Annotated in this window: 16 protein-coding genes; 8 read left to right on the top strand and 8 right to left on the bottom strand. The window is 63.0% G+C overall.

The window, feature by feature from the left end; all coding sequences use genetic code 11:
• Positions 1–32 precede the first annotated feature (32 nt).
• Positions 33–422: a cytidine deaminase gene (locus tag LPA36_RS09455; RefSeq protein WP_228875890.1), complete on the top strand. Its 390-nt coding sequence runs from the start codon at positions 33–35 to the stop codon at positions 420–422.
• The gene (locus tag LPA36_RS09450) at positions 419–1384 is read left to right on the top strand and encodes a nucleoside hydrolase (RefSeq protein WP_228875889.1); all 966 of its coding nucleotides are present in this window, start codon (positions 419–421) and stop codon (positions 1382–1384) included. Before LPA36_RS09455 ends, LPA36_RS09450 begins: the two co-directional genes overlap by 4 nt.
• A gap of 35 nt (positions 1385–1419) precedes the next feature.
• Here the strand turns inward: LPA36_RS09450 and LPA36_RS09445 are convergent, their stop codons facing one another.
• The 4 genes from LPA36_RS09445 to LPA36_RS09430 all read right to left on the bottom strand — a co-directional run bounded on the left by LPA36_RS09445 (position 1420) and on the right by LPA36_RS09430 (position 4643).
• A complete protein-coding gene (locus LPA36_RS09445; RefSeq protein WP_228875888.1) occupies positions 1420–2103 on the bottom strand; it encodes an alpha/beta hydrolase in 684 nt (227 codons plus the stop codon).
• 19 nt (positions 2104–2122) lie between these two features.
• Positions 2123–2746, bottom strand: a complete 624-nt coding sequence (locus LPA36_RS09440; RefSeq protein ID WP_228875887.1) for a DNA-3-methyladenine glycosylase I — start codon at positions 2744–2746, stop codon at positions 2123–2125.
• 53 nt (positions 2747–2799) lie between these two features.
• A complete protein-coding gene (locus tag LPA36_RS09435) occupies positions 2800–3066 on the bottom strand; it encodes a hypothetical protein (protein WP_228875886.1) in 267 nt (88 codons plus the stop codon).
• 131 nt (positions 3067–3197) lie between these two features.
• Positions 3198–4643, bottom strand: coding sequence for an NAD-dependent succinate-semialdehyde dehydrogenase (locus tag LPA36_RS09430; protein WP_228876514.1), 1446 nt, complete (start codon positions 4641–4643; stop codon positions 3198–3200).
• Positions 4644–4886: 243 nt separating this feature from the next.
• Here LPA36_RS09430 and LPA36_RS09425 point away from each other — a divergent pair, with 243 nt between their 5' ends.
• Entirely contained in the window at positions 4887–5609 is a 723-nt protein-coding gene (locus tag LPA36_RS09425) for an SDR family oxidoreductase (protein ID WP_228875885.1), read from the top strand.
• Between the two features lie 68 nt (positions 5610–5677).
• Here LPA36_RS09425 and LPA36_RS09420 read toward each other — a convergent pair whose 3' ends face one another.
• On the bottom strand, positions 5678–6634 hold the full coding sequence (locus LPA36_RS09420) for a LysR family transcriptional regulator (protein ID WP_228875884.1): 957 nt from the start codon (positions 6632–6634) through the stop codon (positions 5678–5680).
• Between the two features lie 247 nt (positions 6635–6881).
• Between LPA36_RS09420 and LPA36_RS09415 the strand changes: the two genes are divergently transcribed.
• The 3 genes from LPA36_RS09415 to aroQ are packed head-to-tail and all read left to right on the top strand — an operon-like array spanning position 6882 to position 9870.
• Positions 6882–8288: an MFS transporter gene (locus LPA36_RS09415; RefSeq protein ID WP_228875883.1), complete on the top strand. Its 1407-nt coding sequence runs from the start codon at positions 6882–6884 to the stop codon at positions 8286–8288.
• Positions 8289–8344: 56 nt separating this feature from the next.
• Entirely contained in the window at positions 8345–9400 is a 1056-nt protein-coding gene (locus tag LPA36_RS09410; protein WP_228875882.1) for a Gfo/Idh/MocA family protein, read from the top strand.
• 29 nt (positions 9401–9429) lie between these two features.
• On the top strand, positions 9430–9870 hold the full coding sequence (gene aroQ, locus LPA36_RS09405) for a type II 3-dehydroquinate dehydratase (protein ID WP_228875881.1): 441 nt from the start codon (positions 9430–9432) through the stop codon (positions 9868–9870).
• 19 nt (positions 9871–9889) lie between these two features.
• Here the strand turns inward: aroQ and LPA36_RS09400 are convergent, their stop codons facing one another.
• From LPA36_RS09400 to LPA36_RS09390, 3 genes are all read right to left on the bottom strand, one after another.
• Complete coding sequence (locus tag LPA36_RS09400; RefSeq protein ID WP_228875880.1) at positions 9890–10954, bottom strand: DMT family transporter; 1065 nt, start codon at positions 10952–10954, stop codon at positions 9890–9892.
• 128 nt (positions 10955–11082) lie between these two features.
• Positions 11083–12027 (bottom strand): catalase family peroxidase, encoded by a 945-nt coding sequence (locus LPA36_RS09395; protein WP_228875879.1) that lies wholly within the window; start codon positions 12025–12027, stop codon positions 11083–11085.
• A gap of 214 nt (positions 12028–12241) precedes the next feature.
• Positions 12242–13030: a hypothetical protein gene (locus tag LPA36_RS09390; RefSeq protein WP_228875878.1), complete on the bottom strand. Its 789-nt coding sequence runs from the start codon at positions 13028–13030 to the stop codon at positions 12242–12244.
• A 131-nt stretch (positions 13031–13161) separates the two neighbouring features.
• Between LPA36_RS09390 and LPA36_RS09385 the strand changes: the two genes are divergently transcribed.
• Positions 13162–13752, top strand: a complete 591-nt coding sequence (locus LPA36_RS09385; RefSeq protein ID WP_228875877.1) for a thiamine phosphate synthase — start codon at positions 13162–13164, stop codon at positions 13750–13752.
• 167 nt (positions 13753–13919) lie between these two features.
• The gene (locus LPA36_RS09380; protein WP_228875876.1) at positions 13920–14171 is read left to right on the top strand and encodes a DUF4148 domain-containing protein; all 252 of its coding nucleotides are present in this window, start codon (positions 13920–13922) and stop codon (positions 14169–14171) included.
• Positions 14172–14322: the final 151 nt, after the last annotated feature.

The following is a 14322-nucleotide window of genomic DNA, read 5'->3' as shown; positions in this document are numbered from 1 at the left end:
CATGTTCATCACGTTCAACTGAGGAGTCGGATATGACGATGGAAGAACTGCTGAAGCGTGCGGGTTTCGCGCGCGACAAGGCGTACGCCCCCTATTCGAAGTTCAAGGTCGGTGCAGCGCTGCTGACAGGCGACGGCCACGTATTCGAAGGCTGCAATGTCGAAAACGCTTCCTACGGCCTGTGCAACTGCGCGGAACGCACTGCGTTTTTCAGCGCGATTGCAGCAGGCTACAAGCGCGACCAGTTCGCGGCGCTTGCCGTGACCGGCGATACCGACGGCCCGATCTCGCCGTGTGGCGCATGTCGCCAGGTCATCGTCGAACTGGGCGGCCCCGATTTGCCGATCTGCCTCGGCAACCTGCGCGGCGCGACCCGTGACACCACCGCGCGCGAACTATTGCCGGACGCGTTCTACCTATGAGCCAGCACAAGGTTATCTACGACACCGATCCCGGCGTCGACGATGCAATGGCGCTCGTCTTTCAGGCGCTGCATCCCGACATCGAACTGCTGGGTCTGACGAGCGTGTTCGGCAACGGCACCATCGAAACCACGACGCGCAACGCGCGCTATCTGGCGGCGAAATTCGCGCCCGGCACACCGGTCGCTCGCGGTGCCGCCGCGCCGCTCAGGCGCGCGGCACCGGAGCCGCTCGCATGGATTCACGGCGACAACGGCCTTGGCAACATCAAACTGGATACGCAGACTGAAAGTGCGCTCGATCCGCGCCCGGCGCACCGCTTCATCATCGAAACGGTGCGTGCGCAACCGCGCGAAGTCACGCTGATAGCCGTCGGCCCGCTGACGAATCTCGCGCTCGCGCTTGCCGAAGATCCGCAGATCGCGTCACTCGTGAAGCAGGTGGTAATCATGGGCGGCGCATTCGGCACCGGCGGACTGCTCGGCAACGTCACGCCCGCGGCCGAAGCGAATATTCTGGGTGATCCGGATGCAGCCGATGGGGTGCTGGGCGCCGCGTGGCCGGTAACGATCGTGGGCCTCGACGTGACGCAGAACACCATCATGTCGACGGCGTACCTCGCGTCAATTCGCGATCGCGCGGGTGAAGCCGGACGTTTCGTGTGGGACGTGTCGCGTCATTACGAAGATTTCCACATGAAGAGCGCGCGGCTCGCGGGGATCTACGTACACGATTCGTCGGCGGTTGCGTATGTGCTCGCGCCACATCTGTACACCACGCGCAGTGGTCCCGTGCGCGTGCTGACGGACGGCATCGCTGCTGGCATGACCATCCAGAAACCCGTGACCATGCCCGTGCCGGCGCCCAACTGGGACCACCGGCCAGCATGCCAGGTCTGCGTCGCCGTCGACGCGCCCGCAATGCTCTCGCTCTACGAAAAGACGCTCTGCGGGACGCTCTGACACGTGCCCCACCACATCGTCTTCGGGTTCACGTCTCAGGCAGCCAGCGCCTTGATGCGCGAGCCCAGCCATGCGCGCATCGCGTCGATCTCCTCCGCGCACACGGAGTGCGGCATCAGGTACGCGTGCCAGTCGACCTTGCAGCCCTGCGCGATGGCGAAGTCGCGACCCTTTTCACCAAGCGCGAGCGGCAGCACATCGTCATGGATGCCGTGCGCGGCGAAAATCGGCGTGTCGCGATTCGCAGCGCCGAAGCGGCTTTCGATGAAGCCCGGCGAGGGCACGTAGCCCGACATCACGATCATCCCCGCGAGCGAATCTTCATGCGTGAGCCCGGCGGAATACGTCATCGCGCCGCCCTGAGAAAATCCGGCGAGAAAAATTTTCGATGTCGGAATACCGCGCGCGTTCTGCGCGGCGATCAATTCGCGCACTGTTGCGCACGAAGCCGCGATGCCGGCTTCATCAACCTGGCGGTTGATGCCCTGAAACGACAGGATGTCGTACCACGCACGCATCACATAGCCGTTGTTCGCGGTGACGGCGATCTCAGGCGCGTTCGGAAACACGAAGCGGACGGCGGGCAAACCGTCGAGACGCAGTTCAGGGACGAGCGGAACGAAGTCGTTCGCGTCGGCACCAAGGCCGTGCAGCAGGATAACGGCGAACTCGGGGTTCGGCGCGGTTTCGATTTCGATCGTCGATGAGAGATCGGTCATGTTGGGTCGCTCCGCAGGGTCAGGATGATCGCGGCCACACGCCGGAACTGCCGCGGCGATGGCTGTCGAGCAAATGGGTATCGATGATGCCCGTCGCTTCCATCAGCGCGTGCATCGTGGTCGGGCCGACAAACGCAAAGCCTTTCTTGCGCAACGCCTTGCTCAACGCAATGGACGCATCGGATGTCGTCGGAATCTCGGCGATGGTACGCGGTTCGGGCGTCGTGGGCGGCTTGAACGACCAGATGAAATCTGCCAGGCCGCCCTCCGCGCGCAACGCAATGGTTGCCGCCGCGTTGCCGATCGTCGCCAGAATCTTCGCACGATTGCGGATGATGGCACTGTCGGCGAGCAGCCTTTCGATATCGTTCTGTGTGAACGCGGCAACCGTGTCCGGTTCGAAGTTGCAAAACGCGGCGCGAAACGCCTCGCGCCTGCGCAGGATCGTGAGCCACGAGAGACCCGACTGAAAGCCTTCCAGCGCGAGACGCTCGAACAGCCCGCGCTCGTCGCGCACCGGCATGCCCCACTCGGTATCGTAATAGCGCTGCAACAGCGGATCGACCGCGGCCCACGGCGGACGCGCGAGGCCATCTTCGCCGGTCACGACGCTGCCGGTTTCCGCTTCTGCCGTTTCTGCCATTTCTGGATTCGAACGCATGGTTTTATGGTTTTTGCTGCGCGGCTATCGTGGTGTCAAGGCTGGCGGCATGCGTCGGGGCGCGCTTTCGAACCCCGGCTTTCCAGCGGCACCTTGCAGTTGTCGACGCGCTGTTCGTCGCTGGCCTTGTCGCCCAGGCGCTCCTTAAGTGTCTTCGGCGTGCCTCCGTCTTCAGCCGCAACGGTCGTCACCACCGGTTTCGCCGCTGACGGCGTGGCAGGCGCCGCAGCCCGCGCATCGAACGCAAGCGCCAGCAGCGTTGCGCCAAGTGCCACGTACGCAATTCGAAAAGCATGGAACATGGTCGCTCTCCTGCACGATGACCGCCTCACGCGATGTACATCGCGCGTATCAGCCAGCCAATAAAAACGCCGCCGTTCGTTTTGCATTGCATGCAGGACGTCGGGCGGCGGCACTACCGTTCAAACGTCAATCAGACTGCCATCACCGACACGGCCTTCGTCACGAGATACGCTTCCATGGCTTCCGGACCGCCTTCCGAACCGTAGCCCGAATCCTTCACGCCGCCAAACGGCATTTCCGGCGAAGGCGTGGCGGGCTGGTTGATCCACAGCATGCCGACTTCCATCTGCTGCGACAGCAGATGCACGTTGCGGAACGACTTCGTGAACGCATAGCCGGCGAGGCCGAACGGCAGACGGTTTGCTTCGGCAATCGCTTCTTCGAGCCTGTCGAAACCGCGCACCGCCGCGATCGGGCCAAACGGCTCGTTGTTGAACACGTCGGCTTCGAGCGACACATTCGTCAGCACGGTCGGCGAGAAGAAGTTGCCTTCCGCGCCGACGCGTTCGCCACCCGTCGCCACCGTGGCGCCGGTTGCACGCGCGTTGTCGACGACCTTGCTCATCGCCGTCAGGCGACGTGCGTTGGCGAGCGGCCCGAGCGTCGTGCCTTCGGCGAGACCGTCGCCGAGCTTCAGGCTTTCAGCGTGCTTGACGAGCGCGGCGGCAAACTCTTCGCGGATGCTGTTGTGTACGAGGAAGCGCGTCGGCGAAATGCAGACCTGGCCGGCATTGCGGAATTTCGCGCCGCCCGAGGCTTTCACGGCAAGCGCGACGTCGGCATCTTCAGCGACGATGACGGGCGCATGGCCGCCCAGCTCCATCGTGGCGCGCTTCATGTGCTGGCCAGCGAGCGCCGCCAGTTGCTTGCCGACCGGCGTCGAACCGGTGAACGTCACCTTGCGGATAACCGGATGCGGAATCAGGTAGCTGGAGATTTCAGCCGGATCGCCGAACACGAGACCGACAGTACCCGGCGGCACGCCTGCGTCGACGAAAGCCTGCAGCAGGCCAGCGGGCGACGCCGGAGTTTCTTCCGGCGCCTTCACGAGGAACGAGCAGCCGCTCGCGAGCGCCGCGCTCAGCTTGCGCACGATCTGGTTGACCGGGAAATTCCACGGCGTGAACGCGGCGACCGGGCCAATCGGCTCCTTGATCACCAGTTGCTGCGCCGACAGGTTGCGCGACGGCACGATCCGGCCGTACACGCGACGGCCTTCGTCAGCGAACCATTCGATGATATCGGCGGACGCCAGCATTTCCACACGCGCCTCCGGGAACGGCTTGCCCTGCTCCAGCGTCATCAGGCGGGCGATGTCCGACGCGCGTTCGCGCACGAGGCTCGCAGCCTTGCGCATCGTCGTGGCGCGCTCGTTCGCGGGAATCCTGCGCCATGCCTCGAAGCCGCTTTGCGCGGCAGCCAGCGCCCGGTCGAGGTCGGGAATGCCAGCGTGCGCGACCTTGCCGATGGGCTTGCCGGTCGCGGGATTGACGACGTCGAGCGTCTTGCCGCTTGCGGCGTCGCACCATTCGTTGTTGATCAGGAGTCGGGTATCGGTATAGGTCGATGTCACGATGGATTTCCAGATGATTGAAGAGTGTCAGGCAGCCAAACGCGCGAACACGCCTGAAACGTGCCGCTGAACCTTCAATGGTATCCGAATGCGCGTTAGCGCGTTGGCGACGCTCCGGCCCGGCTGGTCGTCAGAACAGGCCTGCCCCCCCGGGCACACTCGCGGAAGGGTCATTCTTGTCAACACTGTCAATGTTCGATATGATGCGATCATTGACACGGATGATAAACATTTAAGGAGTGAAACATGACACGGCGGACTTTTCTTGTAACGGGTGCGAGCAAGGGTATCGGGCGTGCCCTGTCGGAGCGGCTTGCGCGGAGCGGGCATGAGGTGATCGGACTCGCGCGTCGCGCGGACGACGCCAGCTTTCCCGGCACGCTGGTTTCGACCGACCTGACGGATGCCGCCGCGACCGGCAGCACGCTGGATGAACTGGTCAAACGCCATGCGTTTGACGGCGTGGTGAACAACGTCGGCTTCATCCGGCTGGCGCCCGTCGGCGAGATCACGCTCGACGATCTCGGCATGTCGTTCAGCGCGAATCTGAACCCTGCCGTCCAGACGGTTCAGGCGCTGCTGCCGGGCATGCGCGAAAGGGGCTGGGGGCGCGTGGTCAATCTGTCGAGTCTCGTCGTGCTCGGATTCGCACAACGCTCCGCTTACGCGGCCGCGAAAAGCGCGATGATCAGCCTGACACGCACGTGGGGACTTGAACTGGCAGCAACCGGCATCACCGTCAACGCAATCGCGCCCGGCCCCGTCGAAACCGAAATGTTCAGGGAAAACACGCCGAAGGGCAGCGAGGCGGAGCAACGCTTCCTCTCGATGGTGCCGATGCAGCGCCTCGGCAAGCCTGACGAACTCGCCGCGAGCATCGCGTTCCTGCTCTCCGAGGAAGCGGGCTTTATCACGGGCCAGACGCTCTTCGTGGATGGCGGAACGTCGATCGGGCGCGCCAGCTTCTGACGGCTGTCGCCGTTACATCAACGTGCGCGGCGATTCCGCGCCGCCGCGCTGATCGGGCGCCGGTGGCTTCACAGCCCGCCGACGCCCCGCGTAACGAGCGCGTACGGCCCGTGCATCAATTGTTCGCGCAGAAAGTCGATGCATACCTGGATCTTCACGGACGACGACAGCCGCTCCGACGTCACCGCCCACACATCCGCCGGTTGCGCGTAGTCAGGCAGCACGCGCACCAGTTCGCCCGAGCGCAGGCTTTCCGCGACGTCCCAGACCGACACCATGACGATGCCGAAGCCGTCGCGCGCCCATTGCACGACGATGTCGCTGTGATTGGACGCGACGGTGCCCGTCACCTTCACGCTTTTCTCCCCTTGCGGGCCGGTGAGACGCCATACGCCGAACCGGTCGTCGCGCCCCCGGAACAGCAGGCAGTCATGCGCGACGAGGTCGTTTAGCGCGGCGGGCATGCCTCTGCGTTCGAGGTACGCGGGCGCCGCGCACAGAATGCGCGTGCTCTCCACGATCCTGTGCGCAATCAGGTGCGGCTCCTGCACCTCACCCACACGAATATCGATGTCGAAGTTTTCACCGACGACATCAGCCCGCCGGTCCAGCAGTTCCAGCCAGACTTCGAGATCCGGATGCTGGGTGCGCAGCATCGAAAGAATCGGCGAGACGTGGCTGCGCCCCAAACGCAGGCTCGTGCTGATACGCAGCAGGCCGTGTAGCGTGCCGCGGCGGTCGGCGAAGGTGTCGGCCATGCCCTGCACGTCGTCGAGAATTTTCTGCGCCCATTGCAGCGCGGCCTCGCCGTCGCTCGTCACGCTGACCCTGCGCGTGGTGCGCTGAAAGAGCTTCACACCGAGGTTCGTCTCCATCATCGCAATGCGTTTGCTGACATGCGAAGGCGAAAGCCCCATTTCCGTCGATGCCGCGACGAAACTCCCCTTTCTGGCGATATGGCAAAACAGCTGCAGGTCGCGCAGAAAGGAATCATTCGTGGCTGTGAGCGCATTCTGATTTTCCATCTGGCCGCATTGTGTCCTGTGAGTTGCACAGTACCCTAGCCGTAACCCGTCAATCATGCAAGCAAACGGTGCGCACAATGCGCGCCTTTATGCAGAATCTGAAGAGCGGCGCGCAATGCCGCGGAAATCGTGGGGCCGGCGATCGAAATGAGTTTGTCGGGTAAATCCCGTCTTATCCGGATACACCTTAGCGAGGAACATCAATCAGCCTTAGAAGCTGATCCAACAATTCAGGTCAGGAGACAACATGAGCACGCAGACAACCTCAAGCGAACGCGAACATCGTTCGCAGACGCGCAAGGCAACCGCCAGCGGATGGATCGGGTCGGCACTCGAATACTATGATTTCTTTATCTACGCGCAGGCCGCCGCCCTCATTTTTCCCCAGCTGTTCTTTCCATCCGGCAATCCGAAGATCGCGATCGTCGCGTCGCTTGCGACCTATGGCGTGGGTTACGTCGCCCGTCCAATCGGTGCGCTCGTGCTCGGACACTGGGGCGACACGCATGGCCGGAAAAACGTGTTGCTGGTCTGCATGTTCCTGATGGGTTTCTCGACGATGGCTGTCGGCCTCCTGCCCACTTACCATCAGGTCGGCCTCCTCGCCCCGACGCTGCTCGTCGTGCTGCGACTGATCCAGGGCTTTGCGGTTGCGGGTGAAATCTCGGGCGCAAGCTCGATGATTCTGGAACACGCGCCGTTCGGCCGGCGCAGCTATTACGCAAGCTTCACGTTGCAGGGCGTGCAGGCCGGACAGATTCTGGCGGCCGCCGTGTTCCTGCCGCTTGCCTATTACATGCCGGAAGATGCGTTCAACGCGTGGGGCTGGCGCATTCCGTTCCTGCTGAGCGCCGTGGTGCTGATCGCGGGCTACATCATCCGTCGCGAAGTGCATGAAACACCGGCATTCGCCAGGGAAGATGCGAGCGGCGGCGTACCGAAATCGCCGATTGCCGAAGCGTTCCGCCATAACTGGCCGGACATGCTTCGCGTGGTCTGCATGGCGCTCATGAACGTGATTCCGGTCGTCGCGACGATCTTCGGCGCCGCGTATGCGGTTCAGGCGGCCTACGGCATCGGATTTCACAAGAGCGTGTATCTGTGGATTCCGGTGATCGGCAACATCGTCGCGGTGGTAGTGATTCCGGTCGTCGGCAATCTGTCCGACAGGATCGGGCGGCGTTTGCCGATCATCGTGGGTGCGCTGGGTTCGGGTCTGCTCGCGTTCGGTTACCTGTACGCGATCAGTATAAAAAACGTGCCGTTCGCGATCGTCATGTCCGTACTGATGTGGGGCATCGTCTATCAGGGCTACAACGCCATCTTTCCGAGCTTCTATCCGGAACTCTTCCCCACCCGTTCACGCGTGTCGGCCATGGCGATCGGCCAGAACGTCGGCACCACCATTACCGCGCTGCTGCCCGCACTCTTTGCGACTGTCGCGCCGCCGGGATCGACCAATATTCCGCTGACGATTGGCGCCATCACGTTTGGCGTGACGATCATCGCGGCGATCGCCGCCTTCAGCGCGCGAGAGAGCTATCGCATCCGGCTGTCGGATCTGGGCGAACCCGGTGCCGTGCCCATCGACAAGGCGGATTACGAGCGCGTGCGCGCGCAAACCATGGCGGACACGAAGAAAGCGCTCGCGTGAAGGCGCGAGCCGGTTCGCCACAACCCGACGTAGACTCAGACTCAGGAAAAGGTGGAATGGAGAAGATCAGGATTGCGGTCGCGGGCGCGGGCTACATTGGCCTCGCGCACATGGCCGCCGCGCGGCAGAGCGACACCTGCACGTTGTCGGCCATCGTCGACCCGTCGCCTGCCGCAGCGGCGGTTGCCGAAAAGGAAGGCGTGCCGCTCTATACGTCGCTCGATGCACTGTTCGCGAAGGAACGTCCTGACGGCGTCATTCTCGCGACGCCGAACCAGCTGCATCTCGAACATGCGCTGACGTGCCTTCAGGCGCGCGTGCCCACGCTGCTCGAAAAACCGGTCACACCCACCGTCGCGGAGGCGGAGAAGCTGGTCCAGGCAGTGGATCGTGCGGGCGTGAAAGTGCTGATCGGTCATCACCGCGCACACAGCCCGATCATGGCGCGTGCGAAGCAGGTGATCGACGAAGGGCGTCTCGGCGCGCTCGTCGCCGTCATGGGCAGCGCCGTGTTTTTCAAGCCCGATCAGTACTTCGGGGATGCGCCGTGGCGTCGGCAACCGGGCGCGGGACCCATCCTGCTCAACATGATTCACGAAGTGCACAACCTGCGGATGCTGTGCGGCGACATTGTCGCGGTACAGGCGTTCGGCTCGCGGGCGACGCGCGGCTTTCCCGTCGAAGATACGGTCGCCATCAACCTGCGCTTTGCAAACGGCGCGCTCGGCAGCTTCATGCTCTCCGATACGGCGGCAAGCGCGCGCAGCTGGGAACAGACGTCGCAGGAAAACAAGGCTTACGCGACGTATCCCGACGAAGATTGCTACGTGATCGCGGGCACGTTCGGCTCGCTCTCCGTGCCGACGATGCGGATGAAAACCTGGCGCAACGTCGAAGACCGCTCGTGGTGGAAGCCGTTCGAGACCAGCGTCGCCGATGTCACGCGTGACGATCCGCTCAGGCTGCAGATCGGGCACTTCGCGCGCGTCATTCGCGGCGAAGCAGAACCGCTTGTCAGCGTACGCGACGGTTTGCAGAACCTGAGAATTACCGAGGCGATCGCGCGGGCAGCCGTTACCGGCTCGATCGTCGACACGACACCGGTTCATTGACGTCCACGATATCCCCTGAAGGAAAATCCATGAAAACGTTCGTCATGCTTCACGGCATCAATCACAACATGTTCGGCAAACGCGATCCGGCGCAGTACGGCACGGTCACGCTCGATGAAATCGACAACCGGCTGCAGGCACTCGGCAAGGAACTCGGCGTGGCGGTCGAGAGCTTCCAGACCAACAGCGAGGGCGACATGTGCCTGCGCATCCACAAGGCGTTCACCGACAAGGTCGACGGCGTGCTCATCAACGCGGGCGCGTGGACGCACTATAGTTACGGCATTCGCGATGCGCTCGCGATCCTCACCGTACCGATCGTCGAAATTCACATGTCGAACATCCATGCGCGCGAAGCGTTCCGTCACGTGTCGGTATTCGCCGAGATCGCCAAAGGGCAGATCTGCGGCTTTGGCGTCGACAGCTATCTGCTCGGCCTGAGAGCCGCGGTTTCGGCGGCGGCGGCTTGAGGCTTGAGCCACCGCGCGCTCAATGCGAATGGCGGTGGTGAATGTCCGGGTAATGCGCATGTGAATGCGTGATCCGCGCGTGACGGTGGGGATGAACGTGCGGCTCCTCTCCGTCGTACGGAAATGCATGGGTGTGCTGGTGATGCGCGTCATGACGATGCGCATGCGTGTGTTCGAGCGGCTCATGCGTATGCAGATGCGCATGACGCTCGCGGATGTGCAGCCACACGCCGAGCCCCATCAGAATGGCCGCCATCCAGAAGACGACCGACGGCGGCTCCGGCCAGATCGCAAGTGAAAGCGCCACGCCAAAGAGCGGCGCGACAGAAAAATATGCGCCGGTGCGCGCGGTGCCGAGATTGCGCAGCGCGACAACGAACATCACAAGACTGACACCATAGCCAGCGAAGCCGGTCGTCATCGCGGCTGCGATCTGTTGAATGCCCGGCAGATGTTCGCCGGCGAGCAACGCGACCGAAAGATTAACCGCGCCCGCAACGAGCCCTTTGATACAGGCGATGACCATCGCGTCGTTCGTGGAGACCTTTCGCGTCAGGTTGTTGTCGATGGCCCAGCATAGACACGCGCATATGATCAGGAGCGCGCCGCCGGGCAACGCACCCGCGCCCGGCTGCCAGGACAGGAGCACGCCGCCAGCGACAATCGCCACCATCCCGAGAAACACCTGCAGATCGACGTTCTCGCGGAACACCACCCACGCGATGACGGCTGTCAGCACGCCTTCGAGATTGAGCAGCAGCGAAGTCGTGGCTGCGGGTGTCGAGGTGAGCCCGAGCATCAGCAGCGCGGGCCCTGCGATTCCACCCGCGACGATGGCCCCCAGCAGCCACGGTACGTCGGCGCGGGGAATGCCGTGTTCGTTCTGCTGTTGAACCGGCGGCGAACGCAATACGCGCCGTACGAGGATGCAGAAGCCGAGCCCGATGCCGCTTCCCAGATAGAACAGACCGGCGAGCATGAACGGCGACAGCGTGCCGAGCAACACCTTGGCGAGCGGCGTCGTGGCGCCGAACAGGGCGGCCGCAAGGAGCGCAGTGAGCGCAGCGTGAAATCGTGTGATCATGAACACGCGGGTCTGGATGGCTGGCGATCGTGGGGCAAAGCGTCAGGACGCGCGTTGCCCCTGCCACGCCATCATGCCAGACCGACGCGCAGCGTGTGCAGGCTTGCTCCGCGCGTTCCCCGACGGATTCAGCTGCGCCGCTTCGCGAACGAGACCCGGTACGCCGCGCTGCGGGCCGCGAAAATCTCGTCGGGCGGAATGCCGATGCCGTCCGCCAGAATCGACGGGTCGAACACCGTTTCATCGCACGACGCGTCCTGTTCCAGCGACGTGATGTCGATCGTCCCAAGCACCACGGATTCACGACTGTCTTCGTCGGGCCAGCGGATCGTCACATCCATCGTCGGGTCGCCTGGCCGGTCGAGCACGGCCAGCACATGAAAACGCGCCGTGCCCGCCGCAATCCGCTTTTCGAGATCGTCGACGAGGAAGCCGGCGGGTTTGTCTGTCGCTTCTTCGTCCGTGAGCGTGACTTCGCCGTCGACCGGGACCACCTTGAACTTGATGAAGCGCACGTCGCCCTTTGCACTGGTAGCGGGAAACGCATGCACGCCCCAGTAGGCCGTCCCGACAAAGCTGCCCGGCAGCGGCCTTGCCGCGACGAATTTCGCCTGGTTCAGGGTTTCAGGATTCGCTTCAGAAAATGCCTTCACCTTCTCCGCGTCCGGCTTTCCGTCTGCACCGGGCGCGCGCGCCTTCAGGAACGCGAGCATCTGGTCGAGCGTTCGCGCGAAGTGAACCGGCGCGCTTTCCAAAAGGAGGGTCGTGTCGGCGCCGTCGCCCTGGAGCCTGAAGCTGAAACCGCGTAACACCTGTTTATTGGTGTCGGCGACCGCGGGATTGCCGCCGCCTACCGAAAAGCGTCCGAACACGCGTGACGCCTGCGTGAAACTCGCTGAGCGCGTGATCTCCGCGGCCTGCGCGGAAGGCGTATAGATGCCGCGCACGCACTGCCCTTTGGCGAAGCTCGCCCGTACCCGTGGCGGATTGCCGGCCACGTCCTTGAGTGCATCGACGATTGCTGCGGGGGTGGCGTGCGCAGATTCCTGCGTTGTCCGGGATTGCTCGGTCATGATGGGCCTCCTTGTGGTTACTGGAATCCGGCAACCAGCGCGACGGGTACGACCCTGCTCACCGACCGTGATTCACGGTCGGTGTTTCCGTATGCAGGGGGTCGCGTCGTTGACGGCTGGCGATGCAGGTATTTTTAGCACCAGCGCGAAGGAGATCCACCTTAATCGTTGTTAACGGTGAGGCGCGTGAACCGGATATGCGCCCTGCCGGAACTCACTCCACCGGAACGACACCTCTCGGCCGTGCACTGGCCGCCACTGTCAGGCGTTTGGTGCACCACTGTACAAACATCGCAAACGCCGCCGCTTCGACAAACGATGTCGTAGCCGCCTGATACGGGAGCACAAGGGAAAGAAACAGGCAGAACGCGGCAAACGAAAAGCGGCCCAGCACCATCCCGCGCAGCAGCGACACCACGAACGCCGGCCCATGCGCGCGATGCGACGAGACCGACAGCACAATCCCAAGTAACGGGAATACGGCGAGCAATCCGCTCCACGTCGCGCCTACCCGGCCTGACAGCGCAGTGACGACAAGTGTCAGCACCGCACCGGCGAGCATACGTCCCGCCAGATCGGCCCTCCGAAGTGGCGCACCGGCGGCAACGACTGCACTGCGCGGCAGAAACGACTGGCCGAAGAGAACAGCTGTGAGTGCCACGCATACGGCCCATATCGGCGAAACAGGCAGTAGCGACAGAAAAGACGCCGCGACAAACCAGGTTGCGAGCGCCACGGCCAGCGCTATCGGCCATGCGCGGCAACGACACGTCCATGCGTAGGCGAAATTGAATGCTTCCGAAGCGAGAATTGCGCAAAGCGCCAGCGTCGCGGCACGCGCACCAAATGCAGCGCCATGCTGAAGGACAAGCAGATAAAGAATGGGACCCGCGACAATGGGAAGTCCGGCAAGCCATCCGGCGATCGATGGGCCCCACCATTTACCGGACATCGAAACGATCAGCAGGAAGAGAGGTACCAGCGTGAGCTTGAGTGCAAGCATGGTAAAACCGCGCGGATATAAAGTCAGATACTACCAAAGCGTAACGTCGTTCAAGGTTTCGTTTGAAGGCCGCGCCTGATGAACGGCCTCCTGCCTTTACACTGTGCGCCTGGAAACCCGGCGATGCCCCGATGAAGAACACGCTTTCACTGCCAGACCGCTATCTGATCACGCCCGAGCCGGACGCATCCAGCGCGGACGCCTTTCTCGCCTGCCTGGAACAGGCGCTCAAGGCGGGTATCACGCTCGTTCAGCTACGCAGCAAGTCGATGAGCGCCGGGCGCTACGCGCTGCTCGCAACGCAGGCGCTCGATCTGTGCCACACGTTCAATGCGCGACTGATCGTGAATCATGCCGCGTTCACGCGCGATACCCCTGGCGCAGACGGCGTACATTTGAGCAGCCGGCATCTGATGGCGCAACCCCAAAGACCCGTCTCGGGCGACATGCTGTTTTCCGCCAGCTGCCATAACGCTGCGCAACTTTTGCAGGCTCAGGCACTCGATGCGGATTTCGTCACGCTCTCACCGGTCTTGCAGACACGTACGCATCCCGACGCATCGCCGCTTGGATGGGACGTATTTGCCGCGCTCGTTTCAGAGACCAGTACGCCCGTATACGCGCTTGGCGGCATGGAGCGCGTTCACATTGCAAAGGCGCAGTCGGCGGGTGCGATCGGCATCGCGGCGATTGGCAGTCTGTGGCCCGGGCCACGCGGTTGACACACCGATCCGATGGCCGGTTACAACGCATTGGCACACGGCACAATGCAAACGATCACTTAAAGAGGGCGATCTGCAAAGCAGTCTTTAGCTTGCCCCCTGCCCTTTGTTCTGTTCTACGCATCACCTAACATGAAAGAGCGGTTCTCACCGCTAGAGGTGTTGCTATGAAAACGGTTATTCGTATTACGGCAGGTATGCTCGCTGGCGCGTTCTGCGTGGGATCGGCTATCGCCCAGACCGGTTCACGGGCGTATGACCCGTCAGTTCCGCTGACCCGCGCCGATGTGAGGGCGGATCTCGTCGCGTGGCGCGCCGCCGGCTATGATCCACTGGACTGGATCGACTATCCGGACAACGCGCAAAGGGCTGCCCGCATTATCGCGGCGCAGCGCGGCCAGGGGACGGGCAACATGTAGCAGCGCGCTCCGTATGCGCGCGTTATCGCCTGCACGCGGGCAGTGCTCCCAGAAAGGCGACTTCTGTCGATACCCACGCGCTTGAGGTAGCGATGGGGACGGCTTGCCGGATTCGAGTGCTTCATCCATCTGCGTAACACCAGCACGCACT

It is taken from the genome of Paraburkholderia saeva (assembly GCF_907164555.1).
In the GTDB taxonomy this organism is placed as follows: Bacteria; Pseudomonadota; Gammaproteobacteria; order Burkholderiales; family Burkholderiaceae; genus Paraburkholderia; species Paraburkholderia saeva.
The sequence above is the reverse complement of the archived record's forward strand: the minus strand, read 5'-3'. Positions and strand labels throughout refer to the sequence as shown.